This is a genomic window from Roseobacter cerffii, from assembly GCF_054226325.1.
On the sequence record NZ_JBTBYJ010000005.1, the window covers coordinates 15,437 to 38,113 of the forward strand.

The 22,677-nt window shown below is 64.2% G+C and carries 15 protein-coding genes and 1 pseudogene; 15 read left to right on the plus strand and 1 reads right to left on the minus strand.

The genetic code is table 11. The annotated features are described in order from the left end of the window. The first annotated feature begins 12 nt into the window (after positions 1 to 12). The 15 genes and pseudogenes from ACVC7O_RS22985 to ACVC7O_RS23055 all read left to right on the plus strand — a co-directional run bounded on the left by ACVC7O_RS22985 (position 13) and on the right by ACVC7O_RS23055 (position 22,080). A complete protein-coding gene (locus tag ACVC7O_RS22985) occupies positions 13 to 303 on the plus strand; it encodes a PAAR domain-containing protein (protein WP_299672925.1) in 291 nt (96 codons plus the stop codon). Between the two features lies 1 nt (position 304). Continuing rightward, entirely contained in the window at positions 305 to 742 is a 438-nt protein-coding gene (locus ACVC7O_RS22990; RefSeq protein ID WP_458326543.1) for a GPW/gp25 family protein, read from the plus strand. A gap of 5 nt (positions 743 to 747) precedes the next feature. Then, the gene (locus ACVC7O_RS22995; RefSeq protein ID WP_458326544.1) at positions 748 to 1,650 is read left to right on the plus strand and encodes a hypothetical protein; all 903 of its coding nucleotides are present in this window, start codon (positions 748 to 750) and stop codon (positions 1,648 to 1,650) included. A gap of 134 nt (positions 1,651 to 1,784) precedes the next feature. After that, positions 1,785 to 5,726, plus strand: coding sequence for a hypothetical protein (locus tag ACVC7O_RS23000; protein ID WP_458326545.1), 3,942 nt, complete (start codon positions 1,785 to 1,787; stop codon positions 5,724 to 5,726). Further along, a complete protein-coding gene (locus ACVC7O_RS23005) occupies positions 5,723 to 6,562 on the plus strand; it encodes a hypothetical protein (protein ID WP_458326546.1) in 840 nt (279 codons plus the stop codon). The genes ACVC7O_RS23000 and ACVC7O_RS23005 overlap by 4 nt, the downstream gene beginning before the upstream one ends. Beyond that, positions 6,559 to 8,748 carry a hypothetical protein gene (locus ACVC7O_RS23010; RefSeq protein WP_458326547.1) on the plus strand — a complete coding sequence of 730 codons (2,190 nt, stop codon included), beginning with the start codon at positions 6,559 to 6,561 and terminating at the stop codon, positions 8,746 to 8,748. Before ACVC7O_RS23005 ends, ACVC7O_RS23010 begins: the two co-directional genes overlap by 4 nt. Continuing rightward, the gene (locus tag ACVC7O_RS23015; protein WP_458326548.1) at positions 8,745 to 12,407 is read left to right on the plus strand and encodes a contractile injection system tape measure protein; all 3,663 of its coding nucleotides are present in this window, start codon (positions 8,745 to 8,747) and stop codon (positions 12,405 to 12,407) included. The genes ACVC7O_RS23010 and ACVC7O_RS23015 overlap by 4 nt, the downstream gene beginning before the upstream one ends. After that, the gene (locus tag ACVC7O_RS23020; RefSeq protein WP_458326549.1) at positions 12,400 to 13,761 is read left to right on the plus strand and encodes an ATP-binding protein; all 1,362 of its coding nucleotides are present in this window, start codon (positions 12,400 to 12,402) and stop codon (positions 13,759 to 13,761) included. Before ACVC7O_RS23015 ends, ACVC7O_RS23020 begins: the two co-directional genes overlap by 8 nt. Further along, positions 13,758 to 17,069 (plus strand): hypothetical protein, encoded by a 3,312-nt coding sequence (locus ACVC7O_RS23025; protein WP_458326550.1) that lies wholly within the window; start codon positions 13,758 to 13,760, stop codon positions 17,067 to 17,069. The genes ACVC7O_RS23020 and ACVC7O_RS23025 overlap by 4 nt, the downstream gene beginning before the upstream one ends. Positions 17,070 to 17,219: 150 nt before the next feature. After that, positions 17,220 to 18,428 (plus strand): 3-oxoadipyl-CoA thiolase, encoded by a 1,209-nt coding sequence (gene pcaF, locus ACVC7O_RS23030; RefSeq protein WP_458326551.1) that lies wholly within the window; start codon positions 17,220 to 17,222, stop codon positions 18,426 to 18,428. Positions 18,429 to 18,464: 36 nt separating this feature from the next. Next, positions 18,465 to 19,423: pseudogene (gene paaA, locus ACVC7O_RS23035) on the plus strand (1,2-phenylacetyl-CoA epoxidase subunit PaaA); the annotation flags it as partial. Between the two features lie 10 nt (positions 19,424 to 19,433). After that, positions 19,434 to 19,727 (plus strand): 1,2-phenylacetyl-CoA epoxidase subunit PaaB, encoded by a 294-nt coding sequence (gene paaB / locus ACVC7O_RS23040; protein WP_458326552.1) that lies wholly within the window; start codon positions 19,434 to 19,436, stop codon positions 19,725 to 19,727. Next, on the plus strand, positions 19,727 to 20,515 hold the full coding sequence (gene paaC / locus ACVC7O_RS23045) for a 1,2-phenylacetyl-CoA epoxidase subunit PaaC (RefSeq protein WP_458326553.1): 789 nt from the start codon (positions 19,727 to 19,729) through the stop codon (positions 20,513 to 20,515). The genes paaB and paaC overlap by 1 nt, the downstream gene beginning before the upstream one ends. Continuing rightward, positions 20,479 to 20,970, plus strand: coding sequence for a 1,2-phenylacetyl-CoA epoxidase subunit PaaD (paaD, locus tag ACVC7O_RS23050; protein WP_458326554.1), 492 nt, complete (start codon positions 20,479 to 20,481; stop codon positions 20,968 to 20,970). The genes paaC and paaD overlap by 37 nt, the downstream gene beginning before the upstream one ends. 39 nt (positions 20,971 to 21,009) lie before the next feature. Continuing rightward, positions 21,010 to 22,080: a 2Fe-2S iron-sulfur cluster-binding protein gene (locus ACVC7O_RS23055; protein ID WP_458326497.1), complete on the plus strand. Its 1,071-nt coding sequence runs from the start codon at positions 21,010 to 21,012 to the stop codon at positions 22,078 to 22,080. Here the strand turns inward: ACVC7O_RS23055 and ACVC7O_RS23060 are convergent. After that, positions 22,077 to 22,676 (minus strand): TetR/AcrR family transcriptional regulator, encoded by a 600-nt coding sequence (locus tag ACVC7O_RS23060; protein ID WP_458326498.1) that lies wholly within the window; start codon positions 22,674 to 22,676, stop codon positions 22,077 to 22,079. The two genes, ACVC7O_RS23055 and ACVC7O_RS23060, sit on opposite strands and share 4 nt — an antisense overlap. Position 22,677 lies beyond the last annotated feature (1 nt).

Below are 22,677 nucleotides of genomic sequence, written 5' to 3' on the forward strand. Positions count from 1 at the left end.
GGAGAGGACCCGATGCCACCAGCCGCACGACTGACCGACATGCAGACCTGCCCGATGGTGACAGGCGTGGTGCCGCATGTGGGCGGGCCGGTCATCGGGCCGGGCGAGGCGACCGTTCTGATCGTGAGCCTGCCCGCCGCGGTTGTGGGCGACAATTGCACCTGCGTGGGGCCGCCTGCGACCATCGTGAAGGGCTCGGCCACGGTGATGATCGGCGGCAAGCCCGCGGCGCGCATGGGCGACACGACCTCGCATGGCGGCAGCATCGTCGCGGGCGCTCCAACCGTGATCATCGGAGGGTAGAATGGCAGACGCGGATCCTTCCTTCCTCGGGCGTGGCTGGGCTTTCCCGCCCGCGTTTGACAGCGGCACCGGGCAGGCGCGGCTGGTGCAGGCCGAGGAGGACATCGCGGAAAGTCTGCGCATCCTGATGGAGACGCGCCCCGGCGAGCGCGTGATGCACCCGACCTATGGCTGCCGCCTGCATGATCTGGTGTTCGAGCCGATGGATGGCGAGACCGAGGCCGAGATCGAAGTGGCGATCCGCCGCGCGATCCTGTTCTTTGAGCCGCGCATCAAGATCGGCGAGATCGCGGTGGATATCCAGAACGCGCTGGAGGGACACCTCGGCATCACGCTGAGCTATACGGTGATCGAGACCAATGAGCGGCACAACATGGTCTTTCCCTTCTACATCACCGAAGGCACGCTGGTGTCGCAAAAGCCGGTGCCCGCCGCGTGAGGCTCATGAGCGCATATCTGGCGCTTGCGCTGCTCGCGGGCTGTGGCGCGGTGGAGGCGGTGCAGACCAGCAAGACCTTCGAGCTGCTGGGCCTCGCACCGGATGATCCCTGCGTCGTGACGCGCCGCGAGGGCAAGCGGCTCGCGGGCTCCTACCTGCGGCAGGCCTCGGCCTCGGAGGGCAGCGAGGTGTTCTTTGTCACGGGCAAAAGCTCGCGCCAGGGGCTGCCGCGCAATCTGGAATTCAACGATCTGACCGTGCGTCGGATCCGCCCGACGGGCGAGGGCCCGCTGGAAGGGGCGCGGCGGTCGGTGGCGACGCCCATTCAGGGCATTGGCGTCTCGGGCGCGTTGCCCGCCGCCTATACGCTCGCCTATCGCGCGGAGCGGATCGACTATGAAGGCCCGGTGGTCGTGGGGCCCAGCCCGACGGGGTTTGAAATCCCCACCACGGGGCAGGTGGTCTATGAAGGCGATGTGCAGCTGACGCTCACCACGGCGACGGCGGAGGGGACCACCGAGACCGTGCAGCTCGCCAAATTCATCACCGAGATTGGCTATGGCTCGCAGCAGGCGCGGTTCTCCATCGACACCAGCGGCGCCGGTCTGCCCTTTGACGGGGTGCAATGGTCGCGCCTTGGCATCTGCGGTACGCGGGTGACCAGCTCGGGCCAGGGGCAGGTGCTGTTCGTCGCGGCGGACGGGTCGCGCGCGGTGCCGTTTCAGGCCGGCCGGGACGCCACACCGATTCGCGCTTTACTAGAATCATCGCAGTTTGCGAGCGAGGATCGTCCGGGGCCACCGGACAGCTATGGGGGAACTTTTGTGATTGCGGGCGACATCGGCACCCTGACCGGCGTCTTCATTGCAACACAATCAAAAAGTGAGGTGAATACCGACCCGTTATGAGGGCGCAAGGCGCGGTTTTGCTTGCGTCTGTCACATGGGGTCATAGAGTTGCAGGGGCTCTGCTTTTTCTCAACTGTTTATGATTGCTCACGTTTTCGCGGTCCGGGGTGGCCGTTTCTTTTGAATTGCCAAAGGTGTCGATAGCTGCCGTGCATCGGAAATGGGACGATATTCTTGTAACACCAGGGTCGCTCAGCAGTGACCGGCTGCCGTCCGCGCTGGCGCAGGCGCGCACAGATGTGCGGCCCGAGACGCTGGCCGAAGCCTTCTGCAAGGCGGGCCGGCGCTTGCACGCTAAAGATGTGCCACAAGGCGTGCTCGACAAGCGGTCGGGGCCGTGGGTGCGGCTTTTTCGGGCTGAACCAGCCTATACCTATTCGGAGCTGATTGCCTTTGATGTGCGCCACGCGGCCTTTGCCTTTGACCGGGCGAACGAGACCGACCCGGAGGCGGCGGGCCACCTTATCTGGGAGCTGGCGCGGCAGCTCAAGGACTGGATCGCGCGGCTGCCGGTGCGCCAGCCGTCGCAGTTTTCCAAGCAGGTGCAGCAGCTCAACGCGGAGGCCGATCTGGAAGCGCGGCTGGAGGCATTGGCGGGCGTGGCACCCACCGGCGTGATGCGCGTCATTCGCAGCACCACGCCGATCATCAGCCGCCGCCGGGGCGATGCGCTGTCGCAGGCGCGGGCGCTGTTGACGGCGTACCGTTCGACCCATGCGCTGTTGCGCAATGCGGTGGAGACGCTGCGGCCCCATGCGCTGGCCGCGTTTGAGGCGCGCATCAAATCGGGAGATATGGATCCGGCACTTGGGCTGCTGATCGCGGAGTTGCGGGCGGCCTTGCTGGTCGACGGGGCGATCAACGATGTGGTTGAGCGCGTCGTGCAGTTTTACTATCGGGACATCATCGGCCAGACCCCGGCGCGCGCCTCGCCCGAGCGCGTGCTCTTGCATCTGGGTGCGGGACGGCAGGCGCTGGTCGTGCCGGACGGGGCACGGCTGACCGCGCGCAAGGCGGACAACACGGTGCAGAGTTTTGCGACCGAGGCGCCGGTGCATGTGAGCTCATCGCAGCTCAAATCGGTGGCGACGCTGACCTATGAGACCGACCCGCAGATTTCCTTCAACGCGGAGCTGGGCGGCATCACCGGACTGCAGGTGACCCATTGGCAGCCGGGGGCCGAGGTGCCGCTTGACCAACCGGGCATTGAGGCTGCGGGGCAGGGGGTCTTTGGCGTTGGCACGATGGGGCCGGCGCGCATGGGGCTCGACATCAGCTCGCCCATGCTGGCGCTGGCGCAGGGACGGCGGCGCATCACCATGTCGCTGAACCTGCAACGCGCCTCGGGGCTGCCCGCTTTGCCGGAACCGGTTGAGACCGGCGCGGCCTCTGAGGATGGGTTGGCCGGTGCCGAGACGCTGGTGACGCTGCAATCGGACCCCGCGCTGGTGCAGGCCTTTCACCCCGAAAGGCCGCAGCGGGGGCTCTTGCGCATCGCCAGGGAGGCCGAGCAGATGGCGGCCGAGAGCGGCCAGACCATCTGTCTCAGCGGGCTGTACCACTATCTCGCCACGCAGGTTGAGACGGCGGACCAGCTGCGCCTGCTGCTGGGTCGGGTCGTGACGCTCTGCCTGATTGAGCGGGTGCCGTTTCCGAGCGGGGCGTTTCGGAGCCTGCTGAACAAACTGATCGGCACACATCACAAGGCGCTCTCCGAAGGGGTGCGGCAGGTCGCGCGGGACGGCGGTGCGCCCGGCTCGATGATCCTCGATCTCTTTACGGACGGGCAGGAGACGCTGACGCCGGAGGATCTGTTCCAGAAGCTGTTGGGCGATGCTTTCGAGGCGACGCTCAGCACCAAGGACGGCCCGATCCGTGCCGCAGTGACTCAGGTGCTGCCGTCGATGCAGACCGGCGTGGCGGGCATGACGCTGGTACTGGAGCTGACCTCGGGCATGCCGGAGATTGCGGCGGGCGAGGGGATGCCCGCACCCACGCTGTTTTTGCGCAACGCGGCCAACCCACGGATCTGCCCGGTGTCGTTCTTTGAAAGCTATACGCTCGAATCCATCGGCATCGAGGTTACGGTTGCGGGCATGCAGAAACTGCGCGCCTGGTCGGATGACGGCCCGCTGGCGGTGGACCAGTCTTTCCTGCCCTTCGGGGCGCGCCCGCAGGATGGCGCCACCTTCATCGTGGCGAGCCCCGAGATGGCGCAGAAGCCGGTGACCGAGATCGGGGTGGAGCTGGTCTGGGCTGACCGGCCCGATCCGCTGGGTGGGTTCGAGGCTCATTACAAGGATTATGCGGGCAAACCGGACACGCCGCAGCCAACCCTCTCGGTGAGCTATCTCAGCGGGGACGGCTGGAAGCCAGTGGCCGAACCCGAATTGCCGTTGTTCGAGACGGAGCCGGTCACGGGTGAACTGATGGCCGAGCGCAGCTTTGGCGGGCGCGTCAAGGGACATTCGGTGCGGGCCACCGGTCGGGTGCGGCCCGAGATGTTTGCGGCGCGCCAGAGCCTGCCCGCAGGCGCCGTGCGCCTGTCGCTGATGGGCACGGCAGGCGGGTTTCACGCGGATCAATACCCGCTGGCGCTGGTCGAGGCGATGCGGCCCCGGCTTATCCCGTTTGGTGAGCGCAAGATCCCGCCGCCGCCCTTCGTGCCCAAGATTGACGCGTTTTCGCTGTCTTACACGGCGCAGGCGACAATCGAGGTGAACGCGCCGGATGCGGCCAACCCGGGCGAGCGCATCATTCAGATCAACCCGTTTGGGCAGGTCGAGGTTTTCCCCAAGAGGATGCTGCGCGAGATCGGGCTCTTCCCGCCGCGGCTGGGCTATGGACATCTCTTCCTGCATCTGACGGGTGACCAGGCCACGGGGCCTGTGCCGCTGCTCTTCAATATGGCCGAGAGTGGGCATCTGCGGCTGGTGCCGCGGCCCAATCCGGTGAAGTGGTACTACCTCGCCGCCCATGGCTGGGCGGAGCTGCCGGATACCGCGATCTCGTCGGATACCACCGCGGGGCTGATGCGCTCGGGGCTAGTGATGGTCGATCTGCCAGAGGATGCTGCCGCGCATTCGCCCGAGATGCCCGAGGGGGGCGTGTGGATGGCGGCCGTGGCGACCGAGCCGGACCTCAGTGCCTTCCCGACGCTTGCAGGGCTGCAGACCAATGGGGTCTGGGCCCGCTGCACTGACGAGAGTTACCACGGGCAGGACCGCGACCGGGTCTGGACCTTCGATCCGGCGCAGCCCGGGGTGGCCTCGATCACTGAAATCCCTACGCCGGCCGAGGTGCGCCCGCCCGAACAGCGCGACGCTTTCGTGGCGCGGGTGGCCGAACGGCTGCGTCATCGCAAACGCGCTGTGACCCCGTGGGACGTGGAACGGCTGGTGCTCGACGCCTTCCCCGAGGTCTGGATGGCGAAGTGCCTTGCCAGCATGCGGCGCGACGATCCGGCCCCGGCGCCGGGGCAGGCGATGCTGGTGGTGGTGCGGCAACCTCCCAGCGAGCCCTCGGCGCAGATGTTTGACGTGGGCACGTTGCAGCGCATCCGCGACTATGTGCAGGCGCATGCCTCGGGCTTCGCCGATATCGAGGTCGCCAACCCCGCTTATGACCGGCTCTATGTGCGCGCCAAGCTGGCCTTTGACCCTTACCGCGACGATGGGGCGATGGCGCAGCGGCTGCAGCGTGATCTGCGGCGGTATCTGTCGGTCTGGACCGCACCGCCGACGCTCGGCCGGTTCGGCTGGTCGATCAATCTGAAGATGCTGAACGCCTATGTGAACGATCTGGAATACGTGCGCGGCGTCACCGATTTCTCACTTTTGCATCTGGCGGCGGATGACGCTGGTGCGCATGTGCTGCTCGATTCCGCGCAAGCAGACTGGCGCGGCACTATCGGGCCAGTGCTGCGCGGCTCGCGGCCCTGGAGCCTGCCGCTCTCGGCCCGAGAACACGCGCTGACCATCGTGCAGGCGACGCAGACCGAGACACCGGTGCAGAGCGGTATCGGGCGCTTGTCGGTGGGCGAGAATTTCATCGTCGGACAAAGGAGTCCCTCGTGACCAAACAGGATCGCACCACTCTGAAATCGTTTTTCCGCGACGGGGCCTTGCCCACGGCGCGCGAATACCGCGACCTGATCGACAGCAGCGTGAACCAGGTGGAAGATGGCTTTGCCAAGACGCCAGGCGATGGGCTGCAGTTGAACTCGGTGGGCACATCGCTGCGGATCATGAGCTTTTACAAGGGGTTGGGCGCGCCGCGTGCCTCTTGGGTGATGGAGCATGGCAAGACCGAGGGCGCGCTGCATCTGCGACCCGAACCCTCGCTGTTGGATGACCCCGAGGCGCCAGGTGCGCCGCCACAACCGCTGGGCCTGTGCCTGACGGCGGACGGGCGGACGGGGCTGAACACCGACGCTCCGGCGTGGCGGCTGGACGTGGACGGGGTGGCGCGGATGGGTGGGCGAATCGGCGTGCAGTCCGCCGATATTCCGCATGTGCCCGCGGATGGAAGATGGCACGACATCACGCCGGACATCACCGGCTGTCAGGCCTTTGAGGTTATGGCGGGCGTCGGCGGCACGCCGCGCACCGGGCGCTATTCGATGCTGCATGCCATTGCGATGAATGCGTTTCACCCGCGCAATCCGATCCTGAACTGGATGTTCCGGCGGCGCAGCATCCGGGCGCAGACCGCCGTCTATGGCAGCTATGCCGACCGGTTGAAACTGCGCTGGGTGGCGGGCGAGGGGCGGCATTTCTTCAAGCTGCAGATCCGCTCGAACGCGCGGTTCGGCAAGGGGATGGTGATCCGCTATGGGCTGACCCGGCTGTGGTTCGACGCAACCATGGGCGGCTCGCGCGGCGAGGGCGACCGCGATGAGGGGCTGCTGTGAGCGGGCCCGTGGCCACGGATTTTGACAGCCTGCGCGCGCAGGCGATCGCCTTTGCGCAAGCGGCATCTGGCAACATCTGGACGGATTACAACCTGCATGATCCGGGGGTGACCCTGCTCGAGCAGACCTGCTTTGCGCTCAGCGAAATCGGTTATCAGGCGGCGCATCCGATCCGCGATTTGCTGACCGATGATCTCGGGGCGCTGCGCTATACGGATCTGGCGCTCTACAATCCGCGCAGCGTCTTGCCGGGCGCGCCGGTGACCGATCTGGACTTGACCTCCTATCTTTCGGACCAGCCGGACGTGGCCCGCGCCTGGGTGTCGCAGACATCGACGCCGGGCCTCTATTCGGTCGTTGTCATCCCCGACGAGCAGGAGGACATCGACGAGAACGCCCTCGCCGTGCGTGTGCGGGAGAGCTTTGCCCGCGTCCGGCCCCTGGCGACGGATCTCTCCGAGGTGGTGATCGCGCGCAAGCGCGAGACGGTGTTGAATTGTGAGATCGAGATCAGCCCGACCGCAGACCCGGAGCGTGTGGCGGCTTGGTTCTATTACAATGTCTCGGCGATCCTGCGCGGACGGGCGCCGGATGAGAAGACAAAGGCCGGGGCCACGCGGGCGGCGGTTTATGCCGCACCTGAGCTCTTTTTCCGGCCGCGCGCCGAGACGGGTGCGCGGATGCCGGATATCGATGTGCATCTGGCGCGGCTGCGCGCCATCCCCGGCATCCGGGACATCGGGCCGCTGTCGTTCCGTGAATTGCCGCTGGAGCCGGGGCAGGATACGCTGAAGCCGACCTATCCGGCCCTGGTGCTGCCCGCTGCTGCGGATGAAATCGAACTCACGCTGCGGGTAGGCGACAATGTCCTGACCCTCGATCACAACCGCATTCAGGAGGAATACATCCGCGTCGCGGCTGAGAGCATTTCGCGCGCGCACCACCATCTGGACGACGCGGATTGGTCGGTGCTGACAGACGGACGCCGGCGGCGGTTTGATCGCTGCCATGTGGATGACATGCTGCCCGCGATCTATCGCATCTATGGCGATGGGCGCGCAGAGGGCCGGGCTGTGCAGTCGGTGCCGAAGGCGGCACAGCGTGAGGATGACCTCTTTCTGCAGTATCGTGGCGCCATCAACGCGCAGCTCGATGACATGTCCGCCGCGCTCGCGGAGTTGCCGCGGCTCTTCACGGCGGAGACCGACCGGGCGACCGATGATCCCGCGATGCACGCGCGGCGGGTGAAGTTGCTTGATCTGCTGCTGGCCCTGCAGGGCGAGACCTTACCGGCGATCCGGCACACCGGGCTGCATCAGTATCGGTCAGCTGCCGCGCGGCAGGATTTTGCGTTGGCCTGGCGGCTGATGATCCTGCGCGCGCTGCCGGAGCTGGATGCCGCGCGGGGGACCGGGCCTCACGGTGTCGCGCCGGGCGGGTTCATGGCGCGTCTTGGGATGCTGGCGGATTTGTCGGTGCAGGTGGCAGGTGCGCAGGGTTTGGGCGATCTTCGCTGGCAGTTGTCGGATCAGGCGGAGCCACCCGCGCCCACCTTTGCGCGGAAAGATCTGCTGCTGCCCCTCAACCCCTTCGACATGATCGTGCCGCGCGACGATGACGCCGAGCCATTTCCGCCGGAGGAACTGCAAAAGCACAGCCCGTGGGTGGCCGACGATGCGCTCACGCCTTTGCTGTTCCGGCGGGCGGCTGACCCGGATGCCTTTGCCATCACACCGGTGAGCGGCGGGCGCTACGCCGTGGTGTTCGACAGCGGCGATGCCGAGGCGCTCTATGAGGTCGAAACGACAGCCGACAAGGCACAGGCGATCACCTGCGTCAATCGTCTGCGGGCAAGCTGGCGCGCCCTGCATGAAGAGGCGGAGGTCGCCTACCTGGTCGAGGACGTTCTTCTGCGCACCGAGGATCGCGGTTTCGCCCCGAACCGGTGCGCGCTGGTGCTGACCGGATGGACGGCGCGGACCGCACTCGATAGCTATCGCAGCTATGTCGCCGAGCTTGTGCAGCAGTTGGCGCCGGCGCATCTGGTCGTCTCGCTGCTGTGGCTTGATCTGGCAGATATGGCCCGTTTTCACACGCTGAAGGCGCAGGTTGATCAGCCCGATGCGACACCGGATGATCGCGGCGCGCTGCGGGCCTTTCTGACCGAGGCGGAGGGGCGCGTATGAGCCTGCCGCTGCCCCGTGCCGACGACGACACGCGCCACATGATCGGGTCGTTCATCACCGAGTTCGTGATCGCAGAGACCGATGGGCCGATTGGGGCGCCCGAACGGTTGGCACAGCAGGTGCGGATGGAACTCGTACCCGCGCTGGAGACGGCTTTCGGGCAGGGGGACCTTGCAGCGTCGGACGCGGTGGTGGATCGTCTGGAGATCGATCTCGGGCAGTGGCCAGCAGCGCCGGACTGGCCAGCAGTGCGGGCGCATTTTTGTGAGCAGCTAAGGATCGCTCTTGCGCCCTATCTGCGCAGGCGTGGTGCTGCGGACGGTGAATGGCAGAGGCCGGCCGAGGCGGCGTCGACTTTGGGCGCCTTGGCGCAGAGCGAGCGCCGCCAAAGCTTTGTGCAGACGGACTACTGGGGACGGGGTTCTGCGACAACCCCGCACCGTCTAGCGGATACGGCGGAGCGACCGACCGACGAGGCCTCCTCCTCACACGAGTGTTTTGATGTAGAGCGTGTCGCCGACTTGCTGGCGCGTCTTGAGGGCGAGTCGGCGTTTGAGCTGTTGCGGAGCTTGCGCAGGGCAGACCCATCTGGCTTCGATCACCTGCTGCGCTCTTTGCCGCAGGCCGCGCACCGTCAGTTTTTGGCACGCGTTTCCGAGAGTGACGGATCCACCGACGCCCCCTTGCCGCCCGCGGATGTGCAGAGCGCCTTGGCCGCAGTCTTTGAGGCTGCCGGGCATACGGCGCCAAGTGCCCGCGTCTTTGCGGCCCGGATGACGGCGCAGCTGCTGCTGCGGCCCGTCGGTTTTGCCATGTCTTCGGGGTTTGCTGAGACCGATGAAGCGATACAGGGTTCGGTTTCTGAAGGAACGCCGCGATCTGATTTGGGGGCGGCCCAAGGTGGTTCCAAAGCGCCTGCCAATGCCCATGCGCCAGCTTCTCCACCGGTTGCCGATGACGACGTGCAGACGCCTGCATCGGGTCCGGGTGTCGCTCCGGACGGTGCGGTAGAGAGTGAGTTTCGGGAGCATCCCTCATCCGCTGATACCTTTGATGCAAGTGCGTTTCCTCTTGATGCGACGGCATTGAAAGCGAGATGGGTGAGCGAGCCAGAGGCCGTCGACGCGCATCTGCGCCAACTTGACGTGGCCGCTCTGTGGGCGCTGCTTGATACGGTTCTGCCGCAGGCCGGGCCGGAGTTTCGCGACAGTGTGACCGACATGGTGGCGCGGGCGAAGGCGCCGCGGACATCGCTCATGGCAGTGCTGCGTGCAGTTCTGGACGACCGGCCGATCGATCTGGCGGAGGCGGCCGCCGTGACGGGTCATGAGCCCAGTGGTCGCTCCGGCGAGGAGGGGCCGGTTCCTCCGCAAGAGACAGAGGCGCGGCTGGAAGCAGCCCGCAGTCCGATTGTGCGCCAAGAAGCGTGGCGTCGCGTGCTTGCGTTGCTGGTCCGGGGTGATCTGCGTGGGTTATCCGACGTGGAAGATGGAGATCGGGCGGACATATCGGCACGGGTAAGTCACCACCAGCCGGAGAGCCCAGACGCGAGCACATCTGCCCGGTTTGTGCATCGGTCCTTCGACGATTTCGCAAGCGCTCGCAGGGGTACACCGTCGTCCGATGTCGAAACCTCAGCGGAACGCGTGATCAAATCGGCATCCGCCTCCCAGAGCATAGACTCCGACGTCGCCTCCGAGCGGTCTGCTGCTGCTGATAGAGAAGATGCCGTCGAGGCGACTGGTGGTCAGGCGGGCGATGGGCTGGACGATGAGAGCCTGCGCGACAGAGTTTCCGGGACGTCGGACCCCTTAGGTTCAACACGGGCTGACAGGGATGATCGTGCGGGTGTGCCCGTGTTCCGTCGGCATTCTGAGCACTCGTTTTCCGTCACTGCACAACCGAAGGTGTGGAGGGATGCCGATGGGTCAATGCAGCCGGATCATATCGCTGAAGAGCCGACCCTTGCGGGGACAGCACCCGGGACATCCGGATCCCCCAAAGCGGATCGCATTGCGGATGAGTCTCGAGAGGACATGTCTGTCTCGAACAGGGATACCGCTAAGGTGGACTCATCCGAGGACATGGGAGCATCGAATTCGGTCGTCACGCCCGATGATCAAGCCCTGTCCCGGGACAGGTCGAAAGATGCTGTCGATGCCGAGACTGACCGTCGAGCGCAGTCCGATGAGGCTGAGCGGCAAAACGATCCAGCAGTCGTTCACAGAGACGAGGCAAGTCGCGACCTGACTCAACATACGGAGAGGTTTGGAGCTTCGGATCGACCTGAACGGGATGCACAAACTCCATCCCCGGAATCTGATCCGCCTGGCGCCGGGCAGGACAATCCGACGCCGACCACACGCGATGGCGCGGTGGGCAGCGCTGCGCCAATCGCATCGGACGCAGTGGAAACAAGGGAAGGGGTCGCATCCGATCCGCAGATGAGTGACGCTGCCGCAGCGGATGTGTCTGACCAAGATGCCGCCGTTGATGCGCTGGCGTCGGCCGCCTTTGGGTCATCGGTGTCCGAGGTGCGTCCGATGTTCGATCTTATCTGGTCGGCCACACCGGACAGTACCCGCCTTCAACTCGCGCGCCGCATATCCGCTCTTGACCGCGGGGCGGGTCCGGAATCTGATGTCTCTGATGTCTCTGATGTCTCTGATGTCTCTGATGTCTCTGATGTCTCTGATGTCTCTGATGTCTCTGATGTCTCTGATGTCTCTGATGTCTCTGATGTCTCTGATGTCTCTGATGTCTCTGATGTCTCTGATGTCTCTGATGTCTCTGATGTCTCTGATGTCTCTGATGTCTCTGATGTCTCTGACCTGTCTGCGACCTTGAAGGATGTGCTGCCGCGCCGGGTGTTGCTTGAACTGATCGCGCGGGCGGGGGCTCAGCCGACGGATTTGGCGGGGTTACTACGCCACCTGCTTGACGTTCTGGCGCCGCAGGACGCGGACCAGCAAGCTCTTCTGCGCCAGCTGATCGCGCGGCTCACCTATGCGGCCGGGCCGCGTACAGCAGCGCATAAGCAGCCGCTGCTGTCGGCACTCCGGGAGATCTTCGACGGCGCTGAGAATATGCCACCGTCGATCTCGGAGGTGTCGCCGCCTGCGCCAGCTTCACCGGATCAATCCATGAACCGGCTTCTGACCCAACACGCGGGGCTGGTCCTGTTTCATCCGTTCCTGAAACTGCTGTTTTCGCGGCTCGATCTCCTGGAGCCGGACAATACGATGCAGCCGGATCGCCTTGCACAGGCGCGCGCGGCGCTGGCGACACTGGCGGGCGCGCGCGACCCGCAGCAGCCGATGGACCCGCTCGCCCGGCTGCTGCTGGGGTTGACGGACGACAGGCCGCCGCCGCCGTTTGTCGAGCTGGACGACGCACAGATCACGCTCATTGACGGGCTCATGCGGTCGGTCATCGCGCAGTGGTCGAAGCTGGGGCAGACCTCGCCAAAGGGGTTGCAGGATGCCTTCATCCGCCGCGGCGGTCAGATCAGGGTCGATGAGGCGGGCGCCCATCTGCGCGTTGACCCGGGCCCTTTCGACATGCTGCTTGACGGCCTGCCATGGACGCTTGATGGGGTGGTCGCATTGCCCTGGATGACAACCCCCTGCCACGTGAGCTGGAGATCACAGGATGGATGATGTGCGTGACCCGGGCTTTGAACTGACGGTCGTGGAATGCCATGCCACGGCGATCGCGGCCGAGCTTGCGTGGCTCGGCCAGGTCATCGAAGCGCGGCTGACGCATTTCTTCGACGCGCCGGGCGCGGACTTCGCCTTCCCGGACCCGCCTGCACCGCCGGTGGGATCGGCGCTGCGGGAGCTTATCACACAGAATGAGCTTGACCTGAAAACGCGGCTGGTCCTCGCGTTGGCCATCGCGCCGCATGTGAATTCGGCGGTTCTTGATCCGTTTTTTGTGAAGAACAGCGCCATCGACCGCGCCTTTTCGCAATTCGGGGGGACCGGGATGCAGGGCGGCGGGTTCCAGCCCACGGCAGAGACGGCGTTGTTTCTGCTGGCAGGAACCGACACGCCCGCGCGGATCGCGGCCATGTCGCTGTTCGAGGCGGACCATCCGCTGCGCAAGAAGGTGGGCGTGACGCTGAGCCCGCCGACCCCCGATGCCCCGACCTTTGCGCATGTGCTGACGCTGCCTGTGCACCGGCTGGTGGCGCTCTGTGACGGGACCACGCCAAAGCCAGATTACGCGCCCGGGTTTCCGGCACAGCGGCTGCAGACCGCGCTCGAGTGGTCCGACCTGGTGCTGCCCAATGATCTGCATCACGCGCTGGGTCACATCCTCGCGTGGCTTGAGAACCGCGATGTCATCTTGTCGGACTGGGGGCTGGGGCGCCATTTCGGGCGCGGGTTCAAAGCGCTGTTCTATGGCCCGCCGGGCACCGGCAAGACGCTGACCGCCTCGCTGCTGGGCAAGCGCACAGGGATGGATGTCTACCGGGTCGATCTGTCGATGGTGGTGTCGAAATACATTGGCGAGACGGAAAAGAACCTCGGGTTGATCTTCGATCTGGCCGCAGAGCGCGAGTGGATCCTCTTCTTTGACGAGGCGGACGCGCTTTTTGGCGCGCGCACTGCGACAAGCTCGTCGAACGACCGATATGCCAATCAGGAAGTGTCTTACCTGCTGCAGCGGATCGAGGATTGCGAGAGCCTTGTTATCCTCGCCACCAACCTGCGCAGCAATCTCGATGATGCGTTCTTCCGCCGGTTCCAGATGTCGGTGGGTTTCGTCAAACCCGACGCAGGCCAGCGACGGCAAATCTGGACCAATGTTCTGGCCGATGTGCCGCTCGCCGACGACGTGGATCTGGAGCAGCTGTCTAAGGAACATCCGCTCGTTGGCGGGGCGATCTCGAACGTGGCGCGCAGCGCCGCGATCACCGCCTTGCGCCGAGGCCAAAAGGCGGTCGCCGCTGACGACTTCAAACATGCCATCGCCACCGAGATGCGCAAAGAGGGCCGCACCACATGAGCGTTCTGTTCCGCCGCATGATCCGCAATTGCCTTGTCGGCCTTGTCTGTCTGCTTTGGCCGGTGGTTGCGCTGGCCAATTGCGCGGCCTTCCAGAGCATCGAAACGGATGCGCTGGATGGCTATGAGATTGGAACCGTGCAGAGAGGTCTGCGCGCGGCGCTTGAAAACAACAGCGCGCTGCTGCGCGACGGGCTGCTTGGCGCTGTCACGCGGAGTGCTCTGACCGAGCTTTGCGAAGGCATTCCACGGGCGGGCAACGGCCCGGATGTGCCGCAAACGCTGGACCTGGCGACGGACTATGGCACGCTGTCGGCGGAGGTTCCGGAGTGGCGCAGCCTTGTGCTCGGCAACAATCGCCTGTCGCAGCTCGCCACATCGAACAGTGTGGCAAGCGTGGCACTGCGCCTTGCGGCAGGACCCAGGATTGCCGCCGCCGTGTTGACCGATGCGGGACCGCCGCAGGACTGCACCGCCTTGAGCGTGGCCGCGACAGTGCCGCAGGCGGCGCAAACCGCGCTCGATCTGCTGGCCGGGCCAGAGCGCGGATACACCCTTGTCGAGATTTGCCAGACCTTTCCCAACACCGGCACCGCAGAGGATTTCCTCGCCGGGATGGCGCGGCTCGGCCAGATGGACCTGCAATTGCCGGAGGCCATCGACGATCTGAGCTCGGACCAGTTCGGCGCCTGGCTGACGCTGGCACCGGGTGAGCGGCTGCCGCGGCTCGTGGGCTCGCCCCCGGCAGTGCTTGCGCTGTTGCAGGAGTATCAGGCCGGCAAGACCGAGGCGCCCCAGATTGCGGATGCGCCACCGGACCCGGTGCGCCCTGCGTCCTGCGAGGTGTCGCCCGCGGACAGCTCGACCCGGTTCTTTGCCTTTTCGCAAGAGAACCTCGATGCGCTGACCGAGCCGGTTGATCTTCAGGCGGCATTCGATGTGGTCAAGGACATGCAATTTGCAAGTGCGGCGCAGCTGTGGGCCGCGCTGGAAGGACAGCTGCGCCCGATCCTCGATCAATGCAGCCTTGATCAGATCGAAGCGCTGGTGCTGGGTGACGAGGCGCTTGGGCGCGCCTTCCTGATCGACGAGCAGGCAACCAAATCGCTGAGCTTCGTGGAGGATCTGCAGGATGTGATGCCGGTGGTGGAGCCGTTCATCGGGCGGATTGCACCGGATGAAGACACGCTGATGTCTGGCCTCACGGCAGCGGTCTCCGAGGCGGTGACAACAACAATTGACGCGGAGGTAGAATTGGCTGCGACCACGCTGGCGGCAGCCGCAGAACCTGTGGCGCCCGTACTCGACACGCTTCCCGAAGGCGTGCCGGAGTTTGACCGTCCGCCTTTGCCCGAAACCATCGGGGTCACCGACGCGACCGATCTGGCCATCGCGAGCACAATCGTGAACGAGGCATTCCGTGATGCGCTGGCGCAAAGCAACTATCTGCCGGCAACCCAACCGGAGATCCTGAAAGGTGATGTGCGCCGCATCCTGCGCCCGGTCGCGCAGGAGCAGATTGACACCGCAGTTGCCGAAAAGATGGCGCAGATCGCGCCTGTGATCCTCTCGACCTGGTCACTGACGCCTGCGTTGAAGGCGCGCATCCTGGCGGTGCCGGATATCGGGGTGACGGTGGATGACCCAACCGGCGTGGACCTCGCCACGCGGATGCGGTCGCTGGTCGGGCTTGAATATCCCAACGGCGGGCTCTTCCGTGCGGCCTTGGACACGGTTCCGCCCGCGCCGAACACGCCTGATGGCGATCCGCCGTTGTCGCCACAGCTGATCGAAGCGGCCAAGACGCTAGCGCAGCGCGAGGTGGAGGATGTGTTTAAGGAGCGGGTGTTTGGCCCGCTGGCCGCGCCCGATTGCGGCTGTGTGCCGAACAGGCCGCCTACGGCGGATGTCTATGGCTTCTACCCGTTCTGGTTCGCCCCGCTTGCGGACCCGCCAGAGCCCCCAGAGGGCGAGGACGCACCGCCGCCACAGGTGCTGCAACTGGTGGACTTCGGCCTGGTGAGCCGCCTGGCGTTTTATGGCATGGAGCTTGCCTATGCCAATCCGAATGGGGATGAGAGCAACCGCAACCTCTCGCTGCTGCACGAGGACCGCTGGATCGAGGCGCGACGCGACTTCGTGAACTCCGCCCATCAGCACCGCGCCCGGGTCGATGTGGCCTTCGATCTGCGCGACTGGTCGAACTGGACCGCGCGCGAGATCGATGACGCCACAACCGAGATGACACGGCAGTTGCAAGCCTTCGAACGCTTTCCGACGCGCAGCCTGGCCGATATTCGCGCGGCTCTGCCGACCTTTTTCGATCCGACCCATCCCGATGGCATCACGCTGATTTTCGAGCCCTATCCCGGCCAGACGCTGAGCGAGCTGAATGTGCAGAACATCGTCGATATCGTGCGCGCCGTGCATGCAAAGCTGCCCGAACCGGAGCAGCAGCAGATCAACGTCGCCGTCGATTTCGCGATGGTGGATGAGCCAGGTGCGCAGCCTGTCTTGAGTGATCTGAGTGATCTGTTGCTGACCGGGCGCACGCTGGAGCAGAAGCGCGCGGACGGGCAGGAGGAGGGGCAGTTCTCTGCGCGCGAGCAGCTGGAGACAGAGATCGTGCACAAGATCCTGATCTTCCTGGAGCGGCCCACGACCGAGACGAAAAAAAGCTTGCGCGCGCGCATGGATCGGAGCGATTTCCGCGGCAAGGAACGCTCGGAGATCCTGCGCAGCATTCTCCCAGTCTTGCCGCCGAGCGGACATGAATTTGTCTTTCAGCGCCAGCAGGCAAATGAAACGCGCGACGAGGAGACGCTGCGGTTCTCGCAGTTCGTGGATGATGTGATCTATTTCGAGGACAATTTCTCGGGTGTGGGGTTCTGGCCTGTCCCGCGGTTGGACGACACCGATTTTCCGGCGATCCGCGAAGCCATTTCGCTTGATTGGAACCAGCCGCGCTTGCCCGTTCACCTGAGCGCGTTTGATGCGCAGGCCTCGACTGTCTGCACTTGGGCCTGCCCGAACCGCGCCTATCTGGCTTTTGCCGCTGCGGCCCTTTTTGCGCTGGTGCTGCTGATGACCGTACGGTCGTTCTACAGCGGTGCCATCCATCAACTGGCGTTCCGCCTTGGGGTGGTCTGGATCGGGATGGGGGGGGTGATCTTCATGCTCTTCATTCTGAGTGTGTGTGATCACGAGGCGGTCTGGCCGGGTGTCCTGATGCTCTGGCTTGTCGCCATTCTGGCGCTCATCATCGGCTACAACTTCGTGCAACGGGTGAAAAACGGGCCGAAACCATAAGTCAGGTTTCATTGTCCTCAGCCTTTGAGCGCAATTCCTTTGAAGGTGTTACAGAAAAATGGATCGCGAAAAATTGCGTAACTTATTAGTTGAGTTTTTGGCTTGCCTGCCGTAAAACCAACCGCGTGGTCGATGAATTCCGGCGGTGCAATGACTGAGGCTTTGATCTGTGACGGGGTGCGGACACCCATCGGGCGCTATGGCGGGGCCTTGTCGTCCGTGCGCGCAGACGATCTTGCGGCGCTGCCTATTGCGGCGCTGATGACGCGCAACCCGTCGCTTGACGGCGCGATGATCGACGAGGTCATCCTGGGTGATGCCAATCAGGCGGGCGAGGACAACCGCAACGTGGCGCGTATGGCGGTTCTGCTCGCCGGTTTGCCGGTGAGCGTGCCGGGAACCACGATCAATCGGCTCTGCGCCAGTGGCATGGATGCGGTGGGCTTTGCCGCCCGGGGGATCAAGGCGGGCGATTATGATCTGACGATTGCGGGCGGTGTGGAAAGCATGAGCCGCGCGCCATTCGTGATGCCGAAAGCGGGGGCCCCCTTCAGCCGCGCAAATGCGGTCTATGATACGACCATCGGCTGGCGCTTCGTGAACCCAAAGATGAAGGCAGCGCATGGGACCCATTCCATGCCCGAGACCGCCGACAACGTGGCGGCAGACTACACCGTCAGCCGGGCGGATCAGGATGCCTTTGCTGCCCGGTCGCAAGCTCGCTGGCAGGCGGCGCAGGAGGCCGGGATCTTCGCTGACGAGATCGTACCGGTCGAGGTCCCACAACGCAGAGGGGAGCCGATTGTCTTTGACACGGACGAACACCCGCGCCCGGGCACGACAGTTGATAAACTGGGCAAGCTGCCCGGGATCAATGGTGCGGATCTGACGGTGACGGCCGGAAATGCCTCCGGCGTGAACGATGGCGCCGCGGCGCTGCTCATCGCTTCCGAAGCCGCCGCAGAGAGCAGTGGTCTGACCCCGATGGCGCGTATCCTCGGCATGGCTTCGGCAGGTGTGGAACCGCGCGTGATGGGCATCGGGCCGGTGCCCGCCAGCCAGAAATTGCTCGACCGATGTGGACTCACCATCGACCAGATGGATGTGATAGAATTGAACGAGGCCTTTGCGGCGCAGGGGCTGGCCACGCTCCGCGAATTGGGTGTGGCGGATGACGATGCCCGTGTGAACCCGAATGGAGGTGCCATTTCCATGGGCCACCCTTTGGGTATGTCGGGTGCCCGTTTGGTGTTGACGGCGGCACATCAGCTGAAACGGACGGGCGGACGATATGCGCTCTGCACAATGTGTGTCGGCGTGGGGCAGGGCACTGCGATCATTATTGAAAACGTCCTCTAGTCGCGCAGCGATAGGACGTAAGAGAGGGTCTGAAGTATGTATGCACAGATGATCAAATCCGAAGCGACGAAGGATGATCCCGAAAAGCTCGCAGCCTTTCAGGCGCGCATCGACGCGGGCGAGAAGATCGAGCCAAAGGACTGGATGCCCGAGGGCTACCGCAAGACGCTGATCCGTCAGATCGGCCAGCACGCCCACTCTGAGATCGTGGGCCAGCTGCCCGAGGGCAACTGGATCACCCGCGCGCCGACACTGGAGCGCAAGGCCATCCTGCTCGCCAAGGTGCAGGATGAGGCGGGGCACGGGCTCTACCTCTACTGCGCCGCTGAGACGCTGGGCGTGAGCCGTGATGAGCTGACCGAAATGCTTCTGGATGGCCGCATGAAGTACAGCTCGATCTTCAACTATCCCACGCTGACCTGGGCCGATATGGGTGCGGTGGGCTGGCTCGTCGATGGCGCGGCGATCATGAACCAGGTGCCGCTACAGCGCACCTCCTTCGGGCCCTACGCTCGCGCGATGATCCGCATTTGTAAGGAAGAGAGCTTCCACCAGCGGCAGGGCTTCGACATCATGATGAAGATGGCGAACGGGACGGAGGCGCAGCGCCGCATGGCGCAGGATGCGCTCAACCGCTTTTGGTACCCGTCGCTGATGATGTTCGGACCGTCTGACAAGGATTCGGTGCATTCCTCGCAGTCGATGGCCTGGAAGATCAAGATGAACACCAACGACGAGCTGCGCCAGAAGTTTGTCGACCAGACCGTGCGCAGGCGGAATACCTCGGGCTGACCGTGCCCGACGAGACGCTGAGATGGAACGAAGAGAGGGCGGCTATGACTTCGCCGAGCCCGACTGGTCGGAATTCCACGATGTGCTCAAAGGCAACGGCCCTGCAACGCCGAGCGATGCGCGCGCGCAACAAGGCGTGGGATGACAACGCTTGGGTGCGCGAAGGACTGATGGCCCATGCCGCGAAGAAGAAGCAGCGAAGGTGGCGGCGGAATGAGCGATGCAAAAACAGAATGGCCCCTCTGGGAGGTCTTTATCCGCGGCCAGCACGGGCTGAGCCATCGGCATGTAGGGTCGCTGCATGCACCCGATGCCGAGATGGCGATCAAGAATGCGCGCGACGTCTATACCCGCCGCAACGAAGGCGTGAGCATCTGGGTGGTGGAAGCTGCGCAGATCACCGCGTCATCCCCCTCCGACAAAGGCCCGCTTTATGAGCCATCGGAAAGCAAAGTCTACCGCCACCCGACCTTCTTCGACATCCCCAAAGATGTGGGGGCAATGTGATGGGCGTCCCGGCGTCATCCACGTCTGGGCAGCTTGACGAGGCGCTCTTCACCTTCCTTTTGCGGATGGGCGACAACACCTTGGTGCTTGGCCACCGGGTCAGCGAGTGGTGCGGCCATGCGCCGGTGCTGGAAGAAGATATCGCTCTGGCGAACACTGCGCTTGACCTGATTGGCCAGACGCAAATGTGGCTGGGCCTCGCAGGCGAGGTCGAAGGACAGGGGCGCAGCGCCGATGATCTGGCGATGCTGCGCGATGTCTGGGACTTCCGCAACCTGCTGCTCGTCGAACAGCCGAATGGTGATTTCGGTCAGACGATCATGCGGCAGTATCTCTTTGATCAGTTCCACCTGCTGATTCTGCGACAGCTGCAAGACAGTTCCGATGAACGAATCGCGGGTGTTGCCGCGAAGGCCGTGAAGGAGGTCACCTACCATGTGGAACGCTCCTCCGACACGGTGATCGGCCTTGGGGACGGCACTGAGGAGAGCCACGCGCGGATGCAGGCCGCGTTGGATTGGCTCTATCCCTATGTTGGCGAGATGTTCCTTTCGGACGATGTGGATAACACCCTAGAGCAAGCGGGTATTGCCCCCGATCCCGCCAGCCTGCGCGAACCCTATGATACTGCAGTTGCCGAGGTCCTGGCCGAGGCGACGCTCAAAAGGCCTGAAGGCGATTTTGCGCATCACGGCGGCAAAACAGGGTTTCGCCATTCTGAACACCTCGGCCCGATGCTGGCCCAGATGCAATGGCTGCAACGTGCCTATCCGGGGGCGGAGTGGTGAAACCAGAGGACGCCGAGATCTGGGCCTGGCTCGACCAGGTGCCGGATCCGGAAATCCCGGTGATCTCGGTGGTCGATCTGGGCATCGTGCGCGGGCTCTCTTGGCATGGCGAGACGCTGGAGGTGGCCGTCACGCCGACTTACTCCGGCTGCCCGGCGACCCGCGTGATCTCGATGGATATCGAGATGGCGCTGCGCGACCGGGGGCTTTCGGATGTACGGATCAAGACGCAGATCGCGCCGCCCTGGACCACGGATTGGCTCAGCGAGAAGGGCCGTGCCCGGCTCGAAGACTACGGCATTGCGCCGCCGTCGCCCGCAGGCGGTCCGGAGCGGTGCCCGCATTGCGGATCGCAGGAGGTCACGCGGATCAGCCAATACGGTTCCACCCCCTGCAAGGCGCAATGGCGCTGTACCAGCTGCCTTGAGCCCTTCGACTATTTCAAGTGCCTCTGATCAAACCAAACGCATCCGTACGGAAAAGGACCCTCACAGATGTCGCGTTTTCATGAGCTGACCGTCACCGATGTACGCAAGACCATTCGGGATGCCGTGGTGGTGACGCTTGCGCCCCGCAACGGCGGAAACTTCGACTTCATCGAGGGCCAATATCTGACGTTCCGACGGGAGTTTGACGGCACCGAAGTGCGGCGCTCGTACTCGATCTGCTCTGGCCGGAACGACGGTGTCTTGCAGGTGGGCATCAAGAAGGTGGACGGCGGGGCATTCTCCAACTGGGCCAATGAGGATTTGCAACCCGGCATGATCGTCGAGGCGATGGAGCCCATGGGCACCTTCCACGCGGAGCTGTCGCCCGATCAGGCCAGGAGTTATCTGGGTTTTGCCGGTGGTTCGGGGATTACGCCGGTACTCTCGATCCTGAAGACCGTTCTGGAGGAAGAGCCCAAGTCGCAATTCACACTGGTTTATGCGAACCGCGGGGTGAACACGATCATGTTCCGCGAGGAGCTGGAGGACCTGAAGAACCGCTACATGGGGCGGCTCAGCGTGATCCATGTGCTGGAATCGGATGCGCAGGAAATCGAGCTGTTTCGCGGGCGCATTGATGAAGCGAAATGTGCGGCGCTCTTCGAGCATTGGATTGATGTCAAATCGGTTGATACCGCGTTCATCTGTGGCCCCGAGCCAATGATGCTGGGCATATCGGCGGCACTGAAGGATCACGGGCTGACCCGGGATCAGATTAAGTTCGAGCTTTTCAAGAGCGCACAGCCAGGACGGTTGCAGCGCCCTGCAGGAACTGCGCAAGCCGATGCACAGCAGGGCAAAATCAAGGCGCAGATCACCCTCGACGGGGCCACACTCAGTTTTGACATGGACCGAGACACGACCGTTCTGGAGGCGGCGCTGGCCAATGCGCTGGACGCACCGCATGCCTGTAAGGCCGGGGTCTGTTCGACCTGCAAGTGCAAGGTGATCGAAGGCGAGGTGGAGATGGTCGCAAACCATGCGCTGGAGGACTATGAGGTGGAGCGTGGCTTCATCCTGTCCTGCCAGTCCTTCCCGATCACCGACAAGATCATCATCGATTACGATCAGCACTAGCCGAGGCCGCGCACCCCGCTGACCGACATGGTGGCCACCAGCTGAGCATAGTCTTCGCGCGCTGCGCTGTCTGCGCCCGGGTTCCACATGTAGAACCAGTTGATCATCCCGAAGACGGACATCGTTGCGCTGCGCAACTGGCCCGCGTCTGCAGCGAAGGCGTCCGGCGCGATCTCACGCAGAGTGTCGGAGAGGTGGCGCACCATTTCACGCTGGTAGGTCTTCAACGTTTCCTGCTGCGCGGGCGACAAGAGCGGCAGCCCTTCGGACTGGATCTTGTGCTCCGCATCCATGCCTTCATAAGCCAGCAAAGCCTCGCGGACGAAATGCACCAGCCGGTCTTCCGGCGCCGCATCCGACGTGTCCAATCCGCATAAGCGGTCGCGCAGCTCGGACAGGTAAGTGTCGAGGATGTCAAACAGCAGCGCGTCCTTGCTGCCGTAGTAGTGATAGATATTCGCCTTCGAGATCCCGCAAGCCGCCGCGATCTGCGACATGGAGGCGCGCGCAAAGCCCGCATCGGCGAAGACGCGCGCGGCGGTCTTGAGGATATGCTGCCGCTTCTTGTCGTGATCCTTTGCGATGGTCCGGGCCAAA

Coding starts and splice junctions, on each gene's coding strand:
- ACVC7O_RS22995 (WP_458326544.1), top strand. CDS start 748: ATGAGCGCATATCTGGCGCTTGCGCTGCTCGCGGGCTGTGGCGCGGTG.
- paaB (WP_458326552.1), top strand. CDS start 19,434: ATGAGCGATGCAAAAACAGAATGGCCCCTCTGGGAGGTCTTTATCCGC.
- ACVC7O_RS23055 (WP_458326497.1), top strand. CDS start 21,010: ATGTCGCGTTTTCATGAGCTGACCGTCACCGATGTACGCAAGACCATT.
- ACVC7O_RS23020 (WP_458326549.1), top strand. CDS start 12,400: ATGGATGATGTGCGTGACCCGGGCTTTGAACTGACGGTCGTGGAATGC.
- ACVC7O_RS23025 (WP_458326550.1), top strand. CDS start 13,758: ATGAGCGTTCTGTTCCGCCGCATGATCCGCAATTGCCTTGTCGGCCTT.
- ACVC7O_RS22990 (WP_458326543.1), top strand. CDS start 305: ATGGCAGACGCGGATCCTTCCTTCCTCGGGCGTGGCTGGGCTTTCCCG.
- paaD (WP_458326554.1), top strand. CDS start 20,479: ATGGCTGCAACGTGCCTATCCGGGGGCGGAGTGGTGAAACCAGAGGAC.
- ACVC7O_RS22985 (WP_299672925.1), top strand. CDS start 13: ATGCCACCAGCCGCACGACTGACCGACATGCAGACCTGCCCGATGGTG.
- ACVC7O_RS23015 (WP_458326548.1), top strand. CDS start 8,745: ATGAGCCTGCCGCTGCCCCGTGCCGACGACGACACGCGCCACATGATC.
- paaC (WP_458326553.1), top strand. CDS start 19,727: ATGGGCGTCCCGGCGTCATCCACGTCTGGGCAGCTTGACGAGGCGCTC.
- pcaF (WP_458326551.1), top strand. CDS start 17,220: ATGACTGAGGCTTTGATCTGTGACGGGGTGCGGACACCCATCGGGCGC.